The 22,535-nt window shown below is 39.2% G+C and carries 22 protein-coding genes and 1 tRNA gene; 5 read left to right on the forward strand and 18 right to left on the reverse strand.

Annotation, left to right across the window (positions count from 1 at the left end; all coding sequences use genetic code 11):
* Position 1 precedes the first annotated feature (1 nt).
* Complete coding sequence (locus tag CIK86_RS11525; RefSeq protein WP_083497484.1) at positions 2-478, reverse strand: CreA family protein; 477 nt, start codon at positions 476-478, stop codon at positions 2-4.
* 254 nt (positions 479-732) lie between these two features.
* On the opposite strand from CIK86_RS11525, the gene CIK86_RS11535 reads away from it, so the two are divergent.
* The gene (locus CIK86_RS11535; protein ID WP_011327042.1) at positions 733-1,062 is read left to right on the forward strand and encodes a 5-carboxymethyl-2-hydroxymuconate Delta-isomerase; all 330 of its coding nucleotides are present in this window, start codon (positions 733-735) and stop codon (positions 1,060-1,062) included.
* A 564-nt stretch (positions 1,063-1,626) separates the two neighbouring features.
* On the opposite strand, the gene CIK86_RS11540 is transcribed toward CIK86_RS11535, so the two are convergent.
* The 5 genes from CIK86_RS11540 to CIK86_RS11560 all read right to left on the reverse strand — a co-directional run bounded on the left by CIK86_RS11540 (position 1,627) and on the right by CIK86_RS11560 (position 3,905).
* Positions 1,627-2,037 carry a hypothetical protein gene (locus CIK86_RS11540; protein ID WP_086995919.1) on the reverse strand — a complete coding sequence of 137 codons (411 nt, stop codon included), beginning with the start codon at positions 2,035-2,037 and terminating at the stop codon, positions 1,627-1,629.
* Entirely contained in the window at positions 2,034-2,558 is a 525-nt protein-coding gene (locus CIK86_RS11545) for a hypothetical protein (protein WP_096317098.1), read from the reverse strand. Before CIK86_RS11545 ends, CIK86_RS11540 begins: the two co-directional genes overlap by 4 nt.
* A 169-nt stretch (positions 2,559-2,727) precedes the next feature.
* Positions 2,728-2,804 (reverse strand) — tRNA-Ile (locus tag CIK86_RS11550).
* A gap of 306 nt (positions 2,805-3,110) precedes the next feature.
* The gene (locus CIK86_RS11555) at positions 3,111-3,269 is read right to left on the reverse strand and encodes a YqaE/Pmp3 family membrane protein (protein WP_011327039.1); all 159 of its coding nucleotides are present in this window, start codon (positions 3,267-3,269) and stop codon (positions 3,111-3,113) included.
* Between the two features lie 72 nt (positions 3,270-3,341).
* Positions 3,342-3,905 (reverse strand): BON domain-containing protein, encoded by a 564-nt coding sequence (locus CIK86_RS11560; protein WP_086995925.1) that lies wholly within the window; start codon positions 3,903-3,905, stop codon positions 3,342-3,344.
* Positions 3,906-4,219: 314 nt separating this feature from the next.
* On the opposite strand from CIK86_RS11560, the gene CIK86_RS11565 reads away from it, so the two are divergent.
* Together CIK86_RS11565 and suhB are read left to right on the forward strand one after the other, a co-directional pair.
* Positions 4,220-4,885, forward strand: coding sequence for a LiaF domain-containing protein (locus tag CIK86_RS11565; protein WP_086995927.1), 666 nt, complete (start codon positions 4,220-4,222; stop codon positions 4,883-4,885).
* Positions 4,886-5,155: 270 nt separating this feature from the next.
* On the forward strand, positions 5,156-5,959 hold the full coding sequence (suhB, locus tag CIK86_RS11570) for an inositol-1-monophosphatase (protein ID WP_011327036.1): 804 nt from the start codon (positions 5,156-5,158) through the stop codon (positions 5,957-5,959).
* A gap of 71 nt (positions 5,960-6,030) precedes the next feature.
* On the opposite strand, the gene CIK86_RS11575 is transcribed toward suhB, so the two are convergent.
* The 6 genes from CIK86_RS11575 to queA form a co-directional block, all read right to left on the reverse strand.
* Positions 6,031-7,812 (reverse strand): GGDEF domain-containing protein, encoded by a 1,782-nt coding sequence (locus CIK86_RS11575; protein ID WP_086995930.1) that lies wholly within the window; start codon positions 7,810-7,812, stop codon positions 6,031-6,033.
* Positions 7,813-7,932: 120 nt separating this feature from the next.
* Positions 7,933-8,880, reverse strand: a complete 948-nt coding sequence (gene secF, locus CIK86_RS11580; RefSeq protein WP_086995933.1) for a protein translocase subunit SecF — start codon at positions 8,878-8,880, stop codon at positions 7,933-7,935.
* Between the two features lie 9 nt (positions 8,881-8,889).
* Positions 8,890-10,749: a protein translocase subunit SecD gene (gene secD / locus CIK86_RS11585; RefSeq protein ID WP_011327034.1), complete on the reverse strand. Its 1,860-nt coding sequence runs from the start codon at positions 10,747-10,749 to the stop codon at positions 8,890-8,892.
* A 19-nt stretch (positions 10,750-10,768) separates the two neighbouring features.
* On the reverse strand, positions 10,769-11,104 hold the full coding sequence (yajC, locus tag CIK86_RS11590) for a preprotein translocase subunit YajC (protein ID WP_086995936.1): 336 nt from the start codon (positions 11,102-11,104) through the stop codon (positions 10,769-10,771).
* Positions 11,105-11,130: 26 nt separating this feature from the next.
* Positions 11,131-12,258 (reverse strand): tRNA guanosine(34) transglycosylase Tgt, encoded by a 1,128-nt coding sequence (tgt, locus tag CIK86_RS11595; protein ID WP_011327032.1) that lies wholly within the window; start codon positions 12,256-12,258, stop codon positions 11,131-11,133.
* A gap of 150 nt (positions 12,259-12,408) precedes the next feature.
* Positions 12,409-13,440, reverse strand: coding sequence for a tRNA preQ1(34) S-adenosylmethionine ribosyltransferase-isomerase QueA (gene queA / locus CIK86_RS11600; RefSeq protein WP_011327031.1), 1,032 nt, complete (start codon positions 13,438-13,440; stop codon positions 12,409-12,411).
* A 200-nt stretch (positions 13,441-13,640) separates the two neighbouring features.
* Here queA and CIK86_RS11605 point away from each other — a divergent pair, with 200 nt between their 5' ends.
* Positions 13,641-16,172, forward strand: a complete 2,532-nt coding sequence (locus tag CIK86_RS11605) for an EAL domain-containing protein (protein WP_086995939.1) — start codon at positions 13,641-13,643, stop codon at positions 16,170-16,172.
* A 46-nt stretch (positions 16,173-16,218) separates the two neighbouring features.
* Here the strand turns inward: CIK86_RS11605 and CIK86_RS11610 are convergent, their stop codons facing one another.
* On the reverse strand, positions 16,219-17,355 hold the full coding sequence (locus CIK86_RS11610) for an ISAs1 family transposase (RefSeq protein ID WP_008466968.1): 1,137 nt from the start codon (positions 17,353-17,355) through the stop codon (positions 16,219-16,221).
* A gap of 239 nt (positions 17,356-17,594) precedes the next feature.
* Here CIK86_RS11610 and CIK86_RS11615 point away from each other — a divergent pair, with 239 nt between their 5' ends.
* Positions 17,595-17,807 carry a hypothetical protein gene (locus tag CIK86_RS11615; protein ID WP_011327029.1) on the forward strand — a complete coding sequence of 71 codons (213 nt, stop codon included), beginning with the start codon at positions 17,595-17,597 and terminating at the stop codon, positions 17,805-17,807.
* Here the strand turns inward: CIK86_RS11615 and CIK86_RS11620 are convergent.
* The 5 genes from CIK86_RS11620 to pstB all read right to left on the reverse strand — a co-directional run bounded on the left by CIK86_RS11620 (position 17,804) and on the right by pstB (position 22,530).
* Positions 17,804-18,742: a hydrogen peroxide-inducible genes activator gene (locus CIK86_RS11620; RefSeq protein ID WP_086994795.1), complete on the reverse strand. Its 939-nt coding sequence runs from the start codon at positions 18,740-18,742 to the stop codon at positions 17,804-17,806. The genes CIK86_RS11615 and CIK86_RS11620 overlap by 4 nt on opposite strands.
* An 82-nt stretch (positions 18,743-18,824) precedes the next feature.
* A complete protein-coding gene (locus CIK86_RS11625) occupies positions 18,825-20,093 on the reverse strand; it encodes an inorganic phosphate transporter (protein ID WP_041454322.1) in 1,269 nt (422 codons plus the stop codon).
* A 39-nt stretch (positions 20,094-20,132) separates the two neighbouring features.
* A complete protein-coding gene (locus CIK86_RS11630; RefSeq protein ID WP_086994798.1) occupies positions 20,133-20,810 on the reverse strand; it encodes a TIGR00153 family protein in 678 nt (225 codons plus the stop codon).
* Positions 20,811-20,958: 148 nt separating this feature from the next.
* A complete protein-coding gene (gene phoU / locus CIK86_RS11635) occupies positions 20,959-21,660 on the reverse strand; it encodes a phosphate signaling complex protein PhoU (protein ID WP_086994801.1) in 702 nt (233 codons plus the stop codon).
* Positions 21,661-21,702: 42 nt separating this feature from the next.
* Positions 21,703-22,530, reverse strand: a complete 828-nt coding sequence (pstB, locus tag CIK86_RS11640) for a phosphate ABC transporter ATP-binding protein PstB (RefSeq protein ID WP_011327024.1) — start codon at positions 22,528-22,530, stop codon at positions 21,703-21,705.
* Positions 22,531-22,535 lie beyond the last annotated feature (5 nt).

Genomic DNA, 22,535 nt, shown 5'->3' on the forward strand with positions numbered 1-22,535 from the left:
CTTACTCTCGCTCTTGCCCAAGCGCCCATTGCCATGCTTGTGTATTGTATAATGGTACAGTAGATAACGCATGATGATGACTCCCCGTAGACTCTTTAGTCGAGTACGACAAATACAGTAAGGTATGTGCTTTAGCATCGTAAATACGACGCACTTTTAATGATTTAAACAAAATACTTTTAGATGATTTAAATACCACTTCCCCAGATTTACTCCGATCAATCTGCTGCAATTGCTCTGCGGTAATAACCCCGGTTTGCCGACACGAAATTGACATGTCAGAAGGGTCTGAAAAATCTAAATTAGCTTCTATATGGCTAATATGGCACGTTACCCCAGTGACTAAAGGGTCTTGTTGCGAATTTACAATTACATCCTTGGTGGTAAATAACCCAAGGCTTACAGAGGCAACATCATCTGAGCACGCTGTTAAGGTAAGCATACCTGCGAGTAAAAAGCTGACTTTTAAATACTTCATCGTGTTCTCCAACATACTTAAAGAGGGATACGGTTTATTTTTCTATACTAAACGTATTTACAGCTACAAAACACATGTTATAAAAAATAAACATTACGCTATATACATTCACCTTTGCCGCACCATACCACTTCTTAATGGCTAATTGTGCAAAACAAAAAGATGCTAATTCAGCATTGTAGGGGTTAGCGGGTAACCTGGTATTTGGTATAATAAGGTTCACACATGTAGTAACTCATAATAGGAACGCCTAAATGCCGCACATTATTATTGAACACTCAGAAGACCTCCCTGTATTACCACAAGTACTTGTAGAAAAAATTCACAACGCCGCTTTCCAAAGTAATTTATTTGATTTAGAAACCATAAAAACACGCGCTATTTCCTATCAGCAATATCTACTTGGCGCAGGCGGGTCGGGGTTTATACATATTGCGGTACACATTTTGGCGGGGCGTTCTATTGAGCAAAAACAAATGTTAAGTGAGCAACTACTTGAGTGTTTAAAAACCTATTGCAGAGCATCAGACAGTTTAAGCGTTAATATTTACGATATTGAACATGAGATCTACCGTAAAAATTAATTAAAAAAAATCAAAAGTCCCTCACGGAACTTTTAATGCATAAAACTATAGTAAACATCTTTTAAAATGCGCAAAGGGCATAACTAAAATTAGACCGGGAGGCGCTATTAATCAGTTTTATAATATTTAACTTCGTTAAAATTAATACCTACTCACGGCTAGCACATCTTAACCCAAGACTCTTAACAGAGTTTGAGTGGTAATCATCGTCTAGCCCTGCTATTTTCTTTTAGGTATATTATAAACTCACCAAAATAGTAAAAACGCGTATTCAGAATAGGAGTAAGTTATTACGCATAGTCAGGTAACAACGCCTATATTATTTACTTATTCTTTAATAATCATAGACTGCTGATTGTACTAATTATTACAAAGCATGACAGTAAGATGGCAGATGAGCTTATTGAATTGCCACCAAATAATAATTATTATTTGGCTGGTCAAGAGTGTGGTGTGAGTTGATTAGAAATAAAATTCGTCAGTTAAAAAAGCCTGTTGGATCTAGCTTATTCAATGATTGGGCTGTCAATGCAAAATCAACTGCCCCTAACATTCAGTATCATATTAATTCTTAGGTGAATTAGATCTCTCTGATACTAATTTTTGTAACCAATAACCATCATGCTTTTCAAAAATATTAAGCCCTTCTTTAGTCTTGACTAAAACATTATTACCAACGGTAGTATAATAAAGTGGGTTTGGATCAATCGATATTAATGCATGTACAATTCCTATCAAATCATCTGCAAGATGATCTTCTAAAACACTAACGTCTTTAATACCAATAGTGATGTAGTCATATAACTGTTTAGCTGTTATCTCAGACTTTAATTTATGCACAGAGACATCTGCTACACCCACACAATTTGTATAAAAATCCAATCCAAGCATAGTTTGTTTGTTTTCACATAATGATAAGTCTGAAAACTGTGCAAAACATGTGCTGGGTAGTAATAAAATTAATAATTTTTTCATTGGGCCACCTGATAACGCTCTTCAATATTCCAGCTTCTCCAATCGGCAAATAATTTTTCAAACTGTTTAGGGGTTTGAGCAAAAGCATCCTCGATCGCTTGTATGTCCCACATAGCTTTAATCTGGACACCAGTGCTTAATGCATTTAAAACAGCAGCTGTTTTAAATGCTGGTATACCTGTTTTCATCTCAAGAGCCTCACCAGCAGCGTCTGCGGTAGCTTCGGCCATAAAAGCAGCTTTCGATAAATCTGAGGTTGGATCAGCAGCAGACAATATTTTAGGTATGGCCTTCTCGGCTATTAACTTAGTTAAATCTTTATACAGAGCTATTTTTATTAAGTTACATCGCTGACGACTGTTAACAATAAAGCTATATTGCGACTTAGATAGTTTTGCCCCTGATAGCATATCAGCGCTTGTTGCAATCGCAACACACCCCATAACGGTAGTTGTATCTGCGCTTCTAATTTTTTCGCGCAAAACACCGATATTTCGTTCGATCATAATTTTATTTGACATAACATTCCCTTGTTCAGTAAAAATAAAAGGGTACATCAATTTTTTATTACTTTCCACATTTGAATTATTTTGTCGATTAGAAACTGATAGTAGCTTTTCTTTTTCTATTTAAAAAAGTAGCACAGGGTAATTTCTGTTAGTAGATATTTACTTGGGAAGCTTGTAAAAATGGTGGCCCCTCCCAGACTTGAACTGGGGACCTAACGATTATGAGTCGTGTGCTCTAACCAACTGAGCTAAGGGGCCAACTTTTTGTATAACTGTAAACAGTTAATTTTTTAAGAAGCGTTTAGTCACATAGCGACTAAAGCGGGGTGCAGTATAAAAAGTTTTTAGGGGCTTGTCACTAGCAAAAGTCTTTATTTTAACAATCAATGGTCTAACTGCTTAAATAGTAATCTTTTTATGGGTGTAATATTAAAATTTGCAGAATTTAGGGTTAATACTGGCAGCTAAGTAAAAGTGAAATGGAAGGCTGTATATCGCGTAATTTAAAAATTGGGCTTTAAATAAGCAACTTACAGCTTATATTACGCGACAAACAGAAATGAATTATTTTTTTGCGATAATGTAGATTGCATGTATTACTCCAGGGAAGTAACCAAACAACGTAAGTAAAATATTTATCCAAAAATGTAAGCCTAAACCCACCTGTAAAAATACTCCCAGTGGTGGCAGTAAGATTGAAAAAATAATACGTATAATATCCATAAATACTTCCTTATTTATAAACAAAAAATTATAAGCAAAAACCCAGCAAAGCTGGGTTTTATAAATACTATATTACTTTGCAACTATCGTTAATTTATCTACTACGTCGCGAACATCTTCAGCATTTTTAGCAATTTTTACTGCAAGCTGTTTTTCAGCATCTGAGTTCACTGTACCGGTAAGAGTAACTACACCTTTGTCAGTATCTACATCAATGTTTGTACCACCAACTTCTGAGTTAAATAAATAACGCGTTGTGATGACTGTGGTAATTTTAGCGTCGGTTAAGCCGCTACCATCATCATCTTTCATGTTGTCATGGCTTTTACTGTTCATGCTTTTCACAACAGTAAGCTGGTTATCAACATCGGTTACGCCATCTAAACTCAGTACAAGTTCTTCTGCTAGCTCTTTGTCGAGTTCGCTATTAACTTTACCTGTTAGTATAACTTTGCCATTTTTTACATCAGTGTTGATGTCAAAGTTATTGAGGTTAGTGTTCATAAGAAGCACTGTTTCAGCCTTACCATCAATCCAAGCATCTTTACTTTCATTTTCCCAGCTGCTCGCTTGAGCACCCATAGCCGTAGTACCTAAAACTAACGCCGCAATGATAGATTTGTTAAATGTTTTCATAATCTTTCTCCTTTTGATTAAAGACACTTTAACTAATGCCAGCTTTAGGCCAACTTTAATAAACAAGTAAAATCATAGACTTAAGGTTAAATATAAAATAACTTCACTTTGTATACATCACTTTTTTACCGACTTATCGGTAAAAAGTTCTCAGTTGTGAAAATAACTAGATAATTACTATTTTGGTTAATGAATCGTTAATATGACAAAGTTATAAATAGGCTAAAAACATAACAAGCTGATTAATAACAATAATATTTTTGGTATGTGCTTTGCTTATATAGTGACAACAGTAAAATAAAAGGAATACCCTCATGAGCGTAAAAATAACAGACCGCCCGCTAGAGCAAGTGCGCGAAGAAGTGATTGATCAACTAATTTATAATTACAGCCACGGAGTTATTTCTGTAGAAGCATTTGAAAGGCGTTTAGATGAGGCAATGGCTACAAATAATAATGAAGTCCTTGTTAGCTTAGTTGAGGATTTAACCCTTAATACTGATCAGCAATATAATGCCCAAAAACATTCGCAATTTTCACCCAATTACAGCGCTCAGCAATTTAGCCAGAGTGACTTTACATTACGCAGTATTTTAGGCTCCAATGAAAGAAGTGGCCAGTGGATTGTGCCTAAAAATATTTACCTGACTAACTTTATGGGCTCGGTAGTACTTGATTTTACCGATGCTATTTTTACCCACCAAGAGATAACGATTCATGTTAACTGTATTTTTGGCAGTGATGAAATATACGTACCAGAACACGTTAATGTAGTATCAAAAATGTTTAGCATTATTAGTAGTGTTGAAAATAAAACAGTGGCACTTAACAAGCATCAAGGCCCGACCATCCATATTGAGGGAAAGGCTATTATGGGCTCGGTAGAAATAAAGATTAAGCGCACCATTAAAGAAAAATTTATTAGCTTTGCTAACCAATTAAAAACCCAACTTGGTGGTAAAAGTGGTACTCCAATGTGATGAACTACCTATAAAAGCATGTTCATAGCTTTTAACTTGGGCCCAGGTTAAAGAGTAAAAAACATGCTAAATTTTTAAAGCACTAGAACACATTTAAAAAGTGCTTTGCAGATTCATCAATGCTGAATTTGTATAAAATGCCCTGCACATCAAGTAAGTACAAAAAACAAACAAAAGTATTTAGGCTTTGTTGTTTACTTTATGGCAAAAGTCGCTAAAATACGCCAGCTAAAATATATAAACGTTCTTTTACAACCCAAAGGTAATACCATGCATCCAATGTTAAACATTGCGGTTCGCGCTGCGCGTAACGCAGGCAAAATTATACTTCGTGCAAGTGAAGATTTATCAAAAGTTGAAGTTCAACAAAAAGGCACTAACGATTTAGTGACTAACATTGATAAAGAAGCAGAAGCTATAATTCGCGACACCATTTTACGCTCTTACCCTGATCACTGCATTGTTGGTGAAGAATTAGGCGAGCATAAAGGTAAAGATGCAGATTACCAATGGATTGTTGACCCGCTTGATGGCACAACTAACTTCATCAAGGGTATTCCTCATTTTGCGGTTTCTATCGCACTTAAAGTAAAAGGTCGTTTAGACCAAGCCGTTATTTATGATCCAATTCGTGGTGAGCTTTTCACTGCCTCTCGTGGTCAAGGCGCACAACTTAATAGCAAACGTTTACGCGTTTCTAAAACAGTTGATTTAGGCGGTTCAATCTTAGCTACTGGCTTCCCTTTCAAGCAAAAACAACACCTAGATGCATACACAGAAGCGTTTAAAGCTTTATTCATACATACTGCTGATATCCGTCGTGCGGGCTCTGCTGCGCTAGACATGGCTTATGTTGCTGCTGGACGCGTTGATGGCTTTTTCGAAATTGGTTTAAAACCTTGGGATACTGCTGCAGGCGAGCTATTAGTAAAAGAAGCAGGCGGCATGGTTGTAGATTTTGCTGGCGGCGTAAACTATAACAATAGTGGTAACATTATCTGTGGCGCACCTAAGCTAACTCAAGCAATAATTCGCGAAATTCGCCCTGTATTAACTGAGTCATTACTTCGTTAATAAAAACTGCATGGTTTAAAAAAGGAGCTTAGGCTCCTTTTTTGTTGTCTGCAAAAAATTATTTATGACGATTAAACTGCTTGTTTTTCTAACCTAGCAACCACACTACTTGGCTTACTACGCCGACATAAAAACAAATGGCTATGAGCAAAGCGCTTTGCTGATTTTTTAGCATTACTTGCCAATGCTGCAACCTGATGGCTATTCTTATAATGGTGTAAATCGGGAGTAACTAAGCCTATTGCCAGTGTTACTAATGGCACAAATTGTGGCTTCCCTTCTCTATTTGCACTCCAATATCCCTTATTTTTAATATGTTCGGAACTAAAAAACACCTGTGATTCTATTTCAAATTGGCGAATAATATGCTCGAACACTGCGACAGCATTATTATCATCAAATAGCACCATAAAGTCATCGCCGCCAATATGGCCAACAAAACTGTTTGTATTACTACACGCCTGCATCGTAATATTTGCTAATAGTTTAATTACACTATCGCCGCTAGCATAACCAAACAAATCATTAAACTGTTTAAAATGGTTCAAATCTAAATACGCCAATGAAAACGCCTTTTGTGTAGCTAAACGCCGCTCTATGGCATCGTTAAGAGCTAGATTACCGGGTAACATAGTTAATGGGTTAGCGTGCTGCGCATGACGAATTTTTTCATCTGTTATATGTTTTAATATGTCGCGTACTGGCACAATGCCTAAATACTGCTGCCCTCGGGTGATCACTATATGGCGGCGAATATCAAAGTCGCATTCGGTAATTTGCTGACTAACGTTATCTAGCAGCTGGTTTTCATCTACTACTAGCGGTTGCCTGTCCATTACTACAGTGGCCGCACGCTTGTCATACAAAGCATGGCCATAGGCCGCTGCAAACACTTCACTAAGTTGCTCTTTGTGGAGCAAGCCAATTGGCTGACACTGCGAATTAATTACCACTAGGCTGGCAATTGATTTATCTCGTTCAAATAGCGCATGGGCGTCTTTACAACTGGTTTCGCTATCAATAGTTTGCTGCGCTACTGCAAGCCAACCAATAGCCATAGAGTTATTTAACTGGTTTGTATTTGCGGCAAAGCTCAGTGCTTGAATTTGCCTTGCTGAAAGCACATAACTTGGTTTATTACTTGGTCGTTCAAGTAAAAACCCTTGCACATAGTTGATACCCATTCCTTCTAACACAGTTAGCTCTTCTGCTCGCTCAATTCCCTCTGCAATCACTGTCGTATTGGTTACTTTTGCCAGAGCTGTTATTAACTTTAAAAACTCTTTTTTAACCACACTTTTATCGCAATGATCGATAAAATAACGATCGATTTTGACAAAGTCTGGGCATAACTCCGACCATTGCTTTAACCCAGAATACCCCGTACCTAAGTCATCAATTGCAATAGTGGAGCCTAAAGAGCGGTAATGTGCCATGGTTTTTTGTAGTAAAAACTCATCCTCGACCCTTTCTTGCTCTGTTACCTCTATCACCACCCGATGAGCTGCTAAACCAAACTGCTTAATGAGATGCAGTGTTTCGCCTTTAGGATGACTTGGGTCGAGTAACGTTTTAGGGCTAACATTTAAAAATAGTTTGCCCTGCAGCTTCAAATGCACAAAGTTCTCAATAGCTTTAGAGCGGCACAGTAGCTCAAGCTCTGAAATAAGACCATATTGATGAGCCACCTGAAACAGTGTATTAGGCATTTCTAAACAGCTATTTTTAGGCCCTCTGCTGAGTGCTTCATAACCGAGAATGGTCTGCCTGCTAATATCAAAAAGCGGCTGAAACAAGGTGGTAATTGTGCCATTTTCTAAAATTTCATTTAATAATTTACGCTGCTTCATTATTGCTAAGCTCTATTACGATTTACTCAAGGTAAAGTAGCAAGCGAATATGACATTTTTATGGCAATCTGCAGGCAATAAAAAACCGCCCAGATGGGCGGTTAATATCGGCTCACAAATCTATTACGGCATAGCGTCTAGATCAGCACCTTCTTTTTCAATCACTTCTGGTATTAAATCTTCTTTACTTACGCCAAGTGCAATAGCAACTGAGCTGGCAACGTAAATAGATGAATAAGTACCAATAACCACACCAAATAACAATGCTGTAGCAAAGCCATGAATGGTTTGACCGCCCCAAATAAACAAAGCAATTAATACTAAAATTGTGGTAATTGATGTTACTAAGGTACGATTAAGCGTTTGTGTTAAAGACATATCGATAATTTCTATCGTGTCATCAATACGTACTTTGCGGAAGTTTTCACGAATACGGTCAGATACTACAATGGTATCGTTTAGCGAGTAACCTATTACCGCTAATATAGCCGCTAATATGGTTAAATCGAACTCTAAACCTAATACCGAAAATAAGCCAACGGTAATAATAACATCGTGAATTAAGCCGCTTACTGCGCCTACTGCAAAACGCCATTCAAAGCGAAACGCTACATAAATCAAGATACAAATAAGCGCAGTTAACATGGCCAGGCCACCCTGCTCTTTTAGGTCTTCACCTACGCTTGGGCCAACAAACTCAATACGGCGCATTACTACGCTTTCGTCTGCTAGCTTTAATGCAGCAATAACTTGGTTACCAATAACTTCAGCTTTTACGTCATCGCCGCGCGGCGCTAAACGAACTAAAATATCTTGGCTTGAACCAAACAATTGTACCGATGCATCTGCAAAACCATTTTCGGCAAGTACATTACGCACCTTTTTAAGATCTGCAGGTTGCGAAAAGCCAGCTTCAACGGCAGTACCACCGGTAAAGTCTAAACCAAAGTTTAAGCCTTTAGTAAAAACCGATATAAATGCCGCTAAAATTAATAACGTTGAAAAACCCATTGCCACTTTACGAAGAGACATGAAACGTAGGGTTTTGCTACCCAATTTTAAAATTTGCATGGCTACTCCTTAAATTGAAAGTTTATCAACACGTTTACCGCCGATAAATAAGTTGATAATCGCACGTGTACCAACAATAGCTGTAAACATTGACGTTAAAATACCAATTGCTAACGTAACCGCAAAGCCTGCAATTGGGCCAGTGCCCACAGCAAACAAAATAACGGCAGCAATTAAGGTGGTAATATTGGCATCGAAAATAGTGCTAAATGCACTGTCATAACCAAAATGAACGGCTTGTTGAGGGCTACGGCCATCGGCCAGCTCTTCACGAATACGTTCAAAAATAAGTACGTTGGCATCAACCGCCATACCTACAGTTAGTACAATACCGGCAATACCAGGCAAAGTAAGCGTTGCGCCTGGAATTAACGACATAACACCAATAATAAGTACTAAGTTAGCAGCAAGCGCAAGGTTAGCAACCATGCCAAAGCCTTTGTAGTAAATAAGCATAAATGCAAGTACGAATGCAAAACCAAGTGCTACCGCGGTCATACCTGCTTCAATGTTTTCTTGCCCTAAGCTTGGCCCTACGGTGCGCTCTTCAACTATTTGAATTGGCGCTACAAGTGCACCTGCACGTAGTAATAAGCTTAAGTTATGTGCTTCTGCTGGGTTATCAATACCGGTAATACGGAACGAGCGATCAAGGCGTGCTTGAATAGTTGCTACGTTAATAACTTCTTCAACCTTAATAGGCGGAAGCGCTTTACCGTCGGCATCTTTTTTACCTGATGGTTTGTATTCAATAAATACCGTGGCCATGCGCTTACCAATAGCTCGCTTGGTAAAGGCATTCATTTTTGCCCCACCTTTGCTATCTAGCGTAATACTTACTTGCGGGCGTTGGTATTCATCGCTACCTGATTGCGCGCCAGTAATATGGCTACCTTCAAGAATAATACGTTTTTTAAGTACCACAGGGTAACCGTCACGGCTCATGATCATTTCAGTACCCGGTGGGATACGACCTTGAGCAGCAGCGCTAATATCGGCATTTTCTTCTACTTCGCGAAACTCAAGTGTGGCCGTTGCGCCTAAAATCTCTTTAGCACGAGCAGTATCTTGAATGCCGGGTAGTTGCACAATAATTCGCTCAGCACCTTGGCGCTGTACGTTTGGCTCAGCAACACCAATTTGGTTAATACGGTTACGAATAATCGTTTCGTTTTGCTTGATAGCGTAATCACGAATTTCTTTGAGTTTTTGCTCACTCATAGTCGCATAAAATGCGTTATCGTTACTGCTATCATCTATGTATACATTTAATGGATACTGCGTTTTTAAGAAGCGCTCTGCAGCGTCTTTATCTTCTTCGCTGCGCATTTCTACACGCATACGATCAGAGCCCGCTACACGGCGAACACTGCGATAACGAAGTTTTTCTTCACGTAGGTCGCTACGAAAGTCTTCTTCCATTTGCTCAAGCTGGTTATCAACGGCTGTCGCCATGTCAATTTCCATGGTGAAATGCACACCACCACTTAAGTCTAGGCCTAGCTTCATTGGGTTGCCGCCAACCGCTTTTAACCAAGCTGGTTGCGCTGGAGCCATGTTTATAGCAGAAATGTAATCATCGCTAAGAGAGTTACGCAATAAATCTTGCGCTTTTAGCTGCTCTTCAACGTTTCTAAAGCGAACGAGTATTTGCCCATCTTCGAGTTTCGTTGATTTAACACTAACGTTATGTTTTTTGAGGGTTGCGTTTACTTTGTCTATTACACTGAGATCAACATCAGCACCTTTAGCGCCAGAAACTTGTATAGCCGGATCGCGACCATACAAGTTTGGAGAGGCGTATAAAAGGCCAACGGCTACCACAGCTAAAACAAGTAAATACTTCCAAAGTGGAAACTTGTTTAACACGGGGTCGTCCTTATTATTTTTATAGCGACTTCATTGTGCCTTTTGGCAATACCGCAGTTACGGCTGATTTTTGTACTGTTACTTCTGCTTGCTCGTTTAATGAGATAACAACAAAATCTTTATCATCTGCAATTTTTACTATTTTACCCACTAAACCGCCTTGGGTAAGTACTTCATCACCTTTAGCCATCGCGCTCATTAAGCTTTTATGCTCTTTAACACGCTTCGCTTGCGGGCGATAAATCAAAAAGTAAAAAACTAAACCGAAAATAGCTAACATTATTAGCATTTCCATTCCGCCACCGGCAGCTGCAGAACCAGTACTTGCGTGGGCATTCGAAATAAATAAACTCATGATACTTCCTCTTTAATTTTTAAAATTTAATTTGTTATATCTGCAAGCTCTGGCACGTCTTGGCCACGGCGAGCATAAAAATCCTGAACGAACTCATCTAACTTACCTGCGCTAATTGCGTTACGTAAGCCTTCCATAACACGTTGATAATAACGTAAGTTATGAATAGTGTTTAATCGTGCGCCTAAAATTTCGTTACATTTATCAAGGTGATGTAAATAGGCACGTGAGTAGTTTCCACAGGTATGGCAATCACACTCAGGGTCAAGCGGGCCAGTATCTGTTTTATGTACTGCGTTACGTATTTTAACCACACCTGTGGTTATAAATAAATGACCATTACGAGCGTTACGGGTTGGCATAACACAGTCAAACATATCAATACCACGGCGTACCGACTCAACTAAGTCTTCTGGCTTACCTACACCCATTAAATAACGTGGTTTGTCTGCTGGCATTTTGTACGCGCAATGATCAAGAATATTGATCATTTCGTTTTTCGGCTCACCTACCGATAAACCACCTAATGCATAGCCATCAAAGCCTATTTCTTCAAGTCCGGCTTGCGATTGTGCACGTAACTCTGGGTACATACCACCTTGAATAATACCAAACAGTGCAGATGGGTTGTCGCCATGGCCTTCTTTTGAGCGTTTAGCCCAGCGAAGTGACAATTCCATTGAATCTTTAGCTTCTTTTTCGGTAGCAGGGTATGGTGTACATTCGTCAAAAATCATCACGATATCTGAACCCAAGTCGCGCTGTACTTGCATTGATGATTCTGGCGTCATCATAATTTTCTCGCCATTTACTGGGGAGCTAAATAATACGCCTTCTTCGGTAATTTTACGCATAGCACCTAGGCTGAACACCTGGAAGCCACCTGAGTCAGTTAGAATCGGGAAATCCCAATTCATAAACTTATGTAAACCACCGTGTTGCTTAATGATTTCAGTGCCTGGGCGCAGCATTAGGTGAAACGTATTACCTAAACAAACTTGCGCGCCTGTTGCTTTTACTTCATCCGGTGTCATGCCTTTAACAGTACCGTAAGTACCTACAGGCATAAATGCTGGAGTTTCTATTACACCACGGTCAAAAATCAAGCGGCCGCGGCGCGCTTTACCGTCTGTCGTGTCTAATTCAAATTTCATATTGTCCTCAATGTCGGAAAAACAGTCCAACAAGCTATAATTTAACCGCTCGATTCTACCCTTTTTACTGCGTTAATACTATTAACTGCGGTAAATTCAATGCTGATTTAAAAGCAAATAGCCAGCTTAAACAAGTAAATTTTGTGGTGTTTATTTACGGGTTAAAAACATCGCATCGCCATAACTAAAAAAACGATACTGCTGCTCTATGGCGGTGTTATATGCGCCCATAATATTGTTTTGTCCGGCAAAGGCACTTACCAGCATGATAAGCGTTGACTCTGGTAAGTGAAAGTTCGTTATCATGGCATCAACCACATTAAATTGATAACCCGGATAAATAAATATATCGGTATCACCAAAGTAAGTATCTAACTTACCACCGTGTACTTTTGCTGCAGATTCTAGAGAGCGTACAGACGTTGTACCTATGGCAATAACACGCCCACCATTGGCTTTAGTGTTTGCTACAGCAGCAACCACATCATCTGGCACTTCTATGTATTCTGAGTGCATAATGTGCTCATCTACCGTGGCAACACGCACCGGTTGAAACGTCCCTGCTCCCACATGCAGTGTAACAAAAGCCATTTGTACGCCTTTATTTTTTAGCGCGGTCATTAACTTATCGTCAAAATGCAAACCGGCGGTAGGAGCCGCAACCGCTCCAGGCTTTTCGCCGTACACGGTTTGATAACGCTCACGATCGGCTTCGTTATCGGGGCGATCTATATACGGCGGTAATGGCATATGGCCAATATCATTTAATATATCGAGTACGTTTTGGCTATGCTCAAACTCCAGCTCAAATAAGGTATCGTGACGCGCAACCATGGTTGCTTTTGCCTTGCCTTCAAGAATTACTTCGTTGCCTGGCTTTAGCGATTTACTCGCGCGCACATGTGCCAGCACTCTATGCTCATCAAGCACACGCTCTACTAATACTTCAACTTTTCCGCCTGACGCTTTTTGACCAAACATACGGGCGGGTATTACTCGCGTGTTATTAAACACCAACAAGTCATTTTCGTTAACTAATTCAAGCAAATCACTAAATACTTTGTGCTCAACTACACCACTTGGGCCATCTAGGCTCAATAAGCGGCTACTTGTTCTGTCTTGCTTAGGAAAACGAGCAATTAATTCGTCGGGAAGGTCAAAGCTAAAATCAGCCACGCGCATAGTTGGTAATCCACATCATTTAAAGTCGCGCCAAGTGTATATCTATCGCTTATGAAGCTCAAGAAATCAGGTAAATTCTCATTAAATTACACTTGTTTTACTGCATTTATTATCATGCCGTAAATACGCTTGTCCTAAGCGGTAAATATCATTACTCTTACTCTTTTGAATAATCGTGATTTTTTAGGGGTACTCTAAACGTGGTAAATCAGCTTAAATTGCTAATATTAAACGCCAGCAGTGCTGAGCGTGGCACTATTCGAGCCACTTTAGAGAAATTAAATGTTTTTGAATTTATAGAAGTATCTGATAGCCAACAAGCTTTAAAAATATTAAAAAAACAAGCCGTTAATATAATTATTACCGGCCTTGATGTAGGTAAAATTGATGGCTGGCGCTTTTCAAGAATGATTCGCTCGGGCTTATTAAACACCCCTAAAAATACCCCAATCTTACTTATTCCCCCTATTTATTGTGAACGAATAGCTGAAACTACTGCGCGCAGCTACGGTATTGATGCGGTATTACCTTTTGAGCGCCAAGACATGCTGCCGCAAGTGCTGGCAAGTGTGCTCGCTAACCATTTAGAAAAAAGCAGCCGTTTAAATCTATTACTGTTAGAGCCAACTAACACTAAAGCCAATGAAATCAGCAAGCCGTTACTGCTCAATTTTTCGATCACCCATGTTACCTCGAGCCAAGCCGCGCTTAATGCTTATAACCAGCAACAATTTGCAATTGTTTTACTCGACGCAACCGCGGCAAGAGCAGAAGAGTCTAGCGTGCTAGTATCTGAAATTTTACAACATAATCCTATGCAAGCAATTGTAACTATTATAGATAGTGATGATGCAGATTATGCGGAACAGCTTTTACTTTCGGGTGTCACCGACTTTATACGTGCCCCATACGATACGCCATTTTTAAATAAAGTATGCGACCATGCAGCGCGCCGCGAAGACTTTATGGTGAGCTACGCTGAATTTGCTAACAAAGTAGAGCAACTGAGCATAAGCGAAGTGCGATACCGAGATTTATTTTCTGCGCATCAACGTATTTTATTGCATTTAAATACTGTCGTTCTAGAACTTGATCAGCAAGGGCTTATTCGCTTTATCAACCCAGCGTGGGAAGCATTAAGTGGCTTTGGTGTTAAATCGACACTACAACAGCAATTAACTAATTTTTGTATTGCTGAATGCCAAGTAAAACTACAAGCAACAATAGACGACATTCTTTGTGGTGGTGAGTACAAACAACAAGTTGAAATAAGGCTACAACATAAAAATGGCAGCCAAATTTGGGTTGAATGTCGGCTGCAGCTCATACAAAACAGCCATAATAACGCCACTATTACCGCCACAATCGACAATATTCATGAACGTAAACAAGCGGAACTGCAGCTGCGCCATTTGGCACTTCACGATACGCTTACTGGCCTGCATAATCGCTATTACTTTGACCAACAGCTGAATCGTATTTGCCAACCTCAGCACACCCATTCTGATATTGAACACGCGCTTATTTATATCGATTTAGATCACTTTAAAATAATTAACGACAGTAAAGGCCATCAACAAGGCGATATTGTTTTAAAAGAAGTAGCGCAATTATTTATAACAAACATAAGTACCGAGCATTTAGTGTGTAGAGTTGGCGGCGACGAATTTGCTGTGATCCTCAAACATACCAACTTGCTTGACGCGCATTTAATTGCCGAAGGTATATGTAACGCAATTGAACAAAATCAATTTAAGTCTGAGGAGCAAATATACTCAATCAGTTGCTCAATTGGTTTAACTCAAATTACCGAAAAGAATTGCGACCCGAGCGAATGTTTAAAACAAGCTGATATTGCCCTGTATATCGCTAAAAATTTAGGTCGTAATTTAGTACATTGCTATGCAAAACAAGATGCCCATAACAATACGCTACAAACGGGTTTAGAGTGGGGTCATGGTATTCGCCAAGCGCTACAACAAGACAGCATTGAACTGCATTACCAACCAATTTGGGATTTTAGGCGCAATGAAGTTGCTTACTTTGAGGTGCTGCTGCGCTTAAAAATAAATGATGAACTAGTTTTCCCTAATCAATTTATTCCTTCATTAGAAATGCTAAACGATACTTTTTTAATGGATCAATGCGTTATTCGTAACACAATTGCTAATGTTGCCCTCTACCCAGAACTTAACCAAGTAGCTATAAATCTCTCTGCGCAGTCATTTTTAGATGAGCGTTTAGTGCCATTAATAGAGTCAAATTTAGCAAAGTATCAGGTTTTACCAACACAAATAATTTTTGAAATTACCGAATCTGCCAGCATTAACAACTTAGCAGCTACGCGTAAAATGATTGAAAAACTCAATATTTTAGGCTGCCACTTTTCGATTGACGATTTTGGCACCGGCTTCAGTACTTTTAACTACTTGAAACAACTGCCAGCACAGCATGTAAAAATTGATGGCTCGTTTGTTTGCGATATGCTCAACGACCCTATTGATTTAGCACTAGTAAAGGCCATTAACGACATTAGTCATTCACTCGATAAGCGCTCTGTGGCTGAATATGTAGAAACCGAAGAAGTATTTTTTGCATTAAAAGAAATTGGCGTTGACTACGGCCAAGGCTATTTTATAGCTCGCCCTATGCCTATTAAAGGTGTTAAAAGTGAACTTGAAAAGATTTTAAAAAATAAAACGTTTTACCAACAACTACCTAGCAAAAAATAAACAGCTGTAAACAAAATTAAGCTCTTTACTACTATCATAATCACGGCTAGCGCATTTTAATCCCAGACTCTAACAGGGTTGAGCGGTAATCATCGTCTAGCCCTGCCATTTTCTTTTTCCTCGCCATACTTGCTGACTTAGATGCATCTTGTTTAAAAAGCGCCATGGCTATCTTTCGCATTACATTAAACATTAATGGCCCTTGAAGTTTGCGTATTCTCGATTCATCTTCTCTGAAGTTCATATCAAGCATCCAATGCATGCTTTCAACCTGCCAGTGACTGCGTACCGCATTGAGTGCTTGCGCTGCATTTAAGTCTAATGAACTTATATACCAGCGTGTTTCAGTGGTATCCGACCCTGCCGACTTATCATGAACTTCAGCCCTGACCTTAATAATACTCGTTAAGCCAGGCCAACGATAATCCTTGCCTAACCAGCTTTTATCTATAAGTAACTGCTGGCATGTACGTGTTTCAACACGCCCATGTCCTGAGCTTATTTCGGTATGTTCATCACAATTATGCTTAGTTAACCTTTCACGCTCGCACTTGTGCCACCACGCTTCTAGTTCCTTTTGCATGCCTGAATGATTACCTTTAAGTGCAAGAATATAATCTGCTTTTTGTTGGATGATTTGTTTTGCTATTTCTTGTTGGCATCCCATCGCATCTAACGTAATGATACTGTTTTCAATATCGAGCAGGGTGAGTAATTCTGGTATTGCGGTGATTTCATTTGTTTTATTATCAACAGCCGTCTGCCCAAGCACTAACTGGTGTTGGCAACTCCATGCACTGACCGTGTGTAAGGCACTTTTTCTGTCTTTTGTGGTAAATGAACGCCGTGCGGTTTTGCCATCGATAGCGATGATATCTGCACCTGTGGTTTCAATCAGTGATGATATCCAAGATTGAAATGCCCTTTCTATTTCATTTGCTTTTAACCGACACATGACGCGCGCAATCGTGTCATGTTTTGGAATTCCTGCGTTGAACGTGCCGTATTTTTTTAACCAATCAAGTTTTAGGTGCCCAAAGTCTTCAATATCTTCCCATCCTTCTGCACCAGAGAGCACAGCGCTAATAGCAAGGAGAAGAATATCGATAAGTTCATGCTTTTTACAACGTTCAATGCGAGGATCTGTAATTGAATTAAAATGTTTCAGAAAAGTAGTGCTCATATTTATGCGACCAAGTAATTATTATGCCTTGATCTGATCACTACTTGCTCTATAAGTTCAATTTATAATGATCTTGCCGTGCTATCATAATTATCTTTCTCGGCTATACTTTACTTACAAACCAGCGGATGTCGCGCAATTTATACGATAAGCGCAAAAAAACATGACATTATAAATCAGCCCAAATAAGACGACAATTTGTTGGATGTTGGATGTTATTAGAGTTTAAGGAGGTAAATATGACACAGCTAGTTGTTTTATTACTACTTATGCATTTTGCAATTGCGTTTCAGTGTTACCGATATGCACACATTAAAGGTTATCCGGTTCGGGTATTTACTGTATTAGGGCTAGTGCCTTACTTTAATCTGGTTGTTTGGGTTTATTTACTTTTTTTACCTAAACTAGAACCATATGAAAGCCATAACCATGAAAACAAGCAGCTATCTTAGCTGCTTGTTGCTGTCTCTTTAGCAAAGTCTAAACTACATTGGTGTTTTAAAAACACCTCTAATTGCTGGCTGAACAATTTAAAGTCGCGAATTCGTCCGGTTGTTTTACGCCACAAAATACCAATTTCACGGTATGCCTCATTCGCCGATGGAGTTGCTAGCATATTTTTATTATCTAAAATGCCGGCATTAATCGCCATTTGCGGTAAAAAGGTCACCCCCAACTGATACTCCACCATGCTCAATAAAGTATGTAAGCTGGCTGCTTCAAACGGGTTTATGCAGCTGACACGGTTTAAATGACATGCACTAAGCGCGTGTCCGGTCATACAGTGCTCACGTTCTAGTAAGAACACGCTGGCGTCGGGTAATAAGTTAAAGTCTTGCACGTTCTTTGCTGGCGTGTAGTCTTTGTGATGTACCAAACTAAAATGATCTCTAGCTAACACCTGAGTATGAAACTTATCGGTTTGATACGGCAGTGCTAATAAGGCTAAATCTATCTGACCATGCTCTAATTTATCGAGTAACTTATCGCTAGTATCTTCTACTAATACCAGTTCTAAATCGCAAAATTCTTGCTTACAAAAGTGATACAAAGGCGCGGCAATAAAGCTCGCAATAGTAGGAATAACCCCTACGGTTAACTTACCACTCAGCGGCGTTAAAAAGCTTTTAGTGAGCTCTTTTAAACTAATTGTGTCGTGAATAATTTTGCGCGAACGTTCAACTACTTCCTCACCAATGGTGGTAAACATTAAACTGCGGTTTTCACGTTCAATAAGTTGGCAGCCTAATGTTTCTTCTAAGTTTTGAATGGCTGTACTTAATGTTGATTGGCCAATAAAGCACGCACTAGCAGCGCGGCCAAAATGTTGATATTGATGTACTGCAAGTAAATACTGCAGCTGTTTTATACTCGGAAGATTAGTCATTTTGTCTTTCCACAAATAAAAAGACCCCAACACCTAGGGCATTGAGATCTTTTCAAGCTAAAAGTCTTTAAGTACTTTTTTATTAAACCCCAAATGCGGTTCTTAGTACATAGAAAATAACAATAGCAAGGCCTGCGCCCACTGGCAATGTAATTACCCAAGAAACTACAATGTTTCTAATAACACCCATGTTCAGTGCGGCAATACCGCGTGCCATACCTACACCCAACACCGCACCCACTAAGGTTTGCGTAGTTGAAATTGGTAAGCCTGTGCCAGATGCAATTACAACTGTTGAAGCAGCAGCTAATTCGGCAGCAAAACCACGGCTAGGGGTTAAATGTGTGATCCCTTCGCCAATCGTTTTAATTACTTTTTTACCTAAAATAGCTAAACCGGCCACAATACCAAAACCACCTAGTGGTAATATCCACCAAGCAATAGCCGCTTGTTTTGCAATTTCACCGTTGTTTTCAACAATACTTACCACAGCCGCAAGAGGACCAATAGCATTAGCAACGTCGTTAGAACCATGAGCAAATGCCATACAACAAGCCGTTAAGACCATAAGTACTGCAAAAACTTTTTCAACGTTATTAAATTGCATTTTTTTATCGGCCTGAGGGTCGATTTTTAAACGTGAAATTGCAATTTTACCAATAAAGCCTACTACTACTGCAATCGCAATAGATAGACTAATACCTTCCACTGTGCCTAAGTTAATACCAATATGTTTTAAGCCTTTTTTAATTGTCACAAGTGACATAATAAAGCCAGCTAAGCCCATATAAATTGGCACGAAACGTTTAGCATTTTTAAGCGGAGTAGCCGTATCAAAAATAAGCTTTTGTGCGCTCATAAATATTAAGTAGGCAATAAAACCCGATATAGCAGGCGTTACTATCCAACTACCAACAATTCCTGCAACCTTGTTCCAATGAATCGCTTCACTGCCTACTGCAACTAAAGCAAAACCTATAATAGCGCCAATAATAGAGTGAGTAGTTGATACTGGCCATCCTAAGAATGATGCCATTAATAGCCAGGCGCCTGCTGCAAAAAGCGCAGAAATCATACCTAATATCATTAATTCAGGAATATCCATAAATGGCGTTGAATCAATAATGCCATTACGAATTGTCGATGTAACTTCGCCGCCGGCCAAGTAAGCACCTGCAAACTCAAAGATCATCGCGATAAAAATCGCTTGTTTAATCGTTAGCGCTTTAGAGCCTACTGATGTGCCCATTGCATTGGCAACATCATTTGCGCCAATACCATAAGCCATAAAAAAGCCAACTGCTGCGGCAATTAAAATTAATACCGTGCCGTAAGATGCAATGATATCCATTGTGTAACCTTAATCTATCGTTTTTGAACTGATTTTAAATTAACGAGCTAACATCAGCTCAAGACGTGATCCTACGCGCTCTGCAATATCTGCAAGCTCGCCAACCCATTCAATGATCTTATATAAAAACATCACATCAACCGGGTTTAACTCACCTTCTACTGCGCGTAGTTGGCGGCGTATTTTAATTTGCATTTCATCCGTGTCTTGTTCTATGGCATCCAATTTAACGAGCATTTTTTCAACCAAGGCCACTTCGCGACCTTTAAAACCTGTTTCTAATAGCTCTTCTAACTCATTTATTGCATTAGATGCTTGTTTAGTAGCATCAACACAACGTGTTAAATAAGCTAAAAAGTCGATTTGAATTACTTTTGGTATGATCATCTCACGACCAATTACACGCCCTGCAATGTCTTTTGCTTTATTGGCAATTTTATCTTGCTGGGTTACTAATTCGAGCAGATCTGTACGCTCTACCGGCATAAATAATCCACGCGGTAGTTGTAAACGTATATTTCTTTTCATTTCATCGGCTTCACGTTCTAAATTACGAATGGTTAAACGTAGCTCTTCAGCTTGTTGCCATTCTTCTTTAAATACGTGATTAAAAAAAGGAATCAAAGCTTTACTAGCTTGATGAACCTTTCGAATATGTTCTTCCATTGGTTTGATAGGAGATTTAGCAAATACTCCTAGAAACGCGTTAGTTTGCATAACTGACCCTTAAATCAATTTAGTATGCTGTGCGGCATGAATTTTACAGTATTAAGCTCGATTGTGAACGCTTTTTATTGCTCAACCGCCAGCAAACTAAAAAAAAATTATAATTCGTCGTTGTAATAAAAAGGACTTATTAAAAAAATTATAAAGACTTTTCTATATCTTCTTGAGATGTATGACGAATATCTTTTCCATTAACAAAATAAATAATATATTCAGCAATATTTTGACACCGATCACCAATGCGTTCTAATGAACGAACTGACCACACTAAATCCATAATTTTTGGGATTGAGCGCGGGTCTTCCATCATATAGGTCATAATTTGACGAATAATGGCTTCGTACTCTCTATCAACTTTAGCATCCTCTTTGTGTACTTCAAATGCACGTTGTACGTCCATACGTGCAAATGCATCAAGTACATCGTGCAACATTTTTGATACTTGGCGTCCCATATTTTCAATATTTACTAATAAAGCCTGTTGGTCTTTAGTAAATGAATCTAATGCAACTTTAGCAATTCGCTTTGCTTCATCGCCTATACGCTCTAAATCAGCAATGGTTTTTGCAATAGCCACCACTAAACGCAAATCGCTTGCAGCAGGCTGACGCCTGGCAATAATTCGCGTACATTCTTCGTCAATACTTACTTCCATTGCATTAACTTTATAATCATTCTCTCGCACTTTTTGCGCAAGCATAGCATCATTTTGGCTCACTGCATCTAACGCACTGTTAAGCTGTTGCTCAACCAGCCCGCCCATATTAAGCACAAGGTTGCGTACGTTTTCTAATTCTTGATTAAAACGGCCAGAAATATGCTTATTAATGTTATGTTCCATCGTTATTATCCTATCAATATTGTACACATAATATCGGCTGAATTAGCCGTAACGACCGGTTATATAGTCTTCTGTTTTTTTCTTATTAGGCGTTGTAAATAAAGTATTGGTGTCTGAGTATTCAATTAGCTCCCCCATATACATAAACGCCGTTTGGTCAGAAACCCTGGCGGCCTGTTGCATATTATGGGTAACAATTACCACTGTAAACTTGCTCTTTAAATCGTTAATTAGCTCCTCTATTACTAAAGTAGAAATAGGGTCTAGTGCCGAGGTAGGTTCATCAAGCAGTAATACTTCTGGCGAAATAGCAATTGAGCGCGCAATAACTAAACGTTGCTGCTGTCCCCCCGACAACCCAAAAGCGCTGTCGTGTAGCCTGTCTTTTACTTCATCCCACAGCGCTGCACCACGCAATGATTGCTCAACTACTTCATCTAATTTACGTTTGTCTTTAATACCTTGTAAGCGCAAACCATAAACCACATTTTCATAAATTGATTTAGGAAAAGGGTTAGGTCGCTGAAATACCATGCCTACGTTACGACGCAGCGCCGCTACATCAACGCTTTTATCGTAAATGTTTTGTCCATGTAGCAGTATTTCACCTTCTATGCGGCAAATATCAACTAAGTCGTTCATGCGGTTAATACACCGTAATAAGGTTGATTTACCACACCCCGACGGGCCAATAAAGGCTGTTACCTGGCCTTTTGGAATATTCATATTCACTTTACTCAGCGCTTGTTTATCGCCGTAGTAAAGATCGAGATCTTTAATCTCTAACGCTGTTTGCTCTGTGGTTAAATTGTCTAAGTCTAACTTCAAGCTGGTATTGGCTTGATTTACTTTTGGAGCGACTGAAATCATGTTTG

The organism is Pseudoalteromonas sp. JB197 (genome assembly GCF_002332205.1).
In the GTDB taxonomy this organism is placed as follows: domain Bacteria; phylum Pseudomonadota; class Gammaproteobacteria; order Enterobacterales; family Alteromonadaceae; genus Pseudoalteromonas; species Pseudoalteromonas nigrifaciens.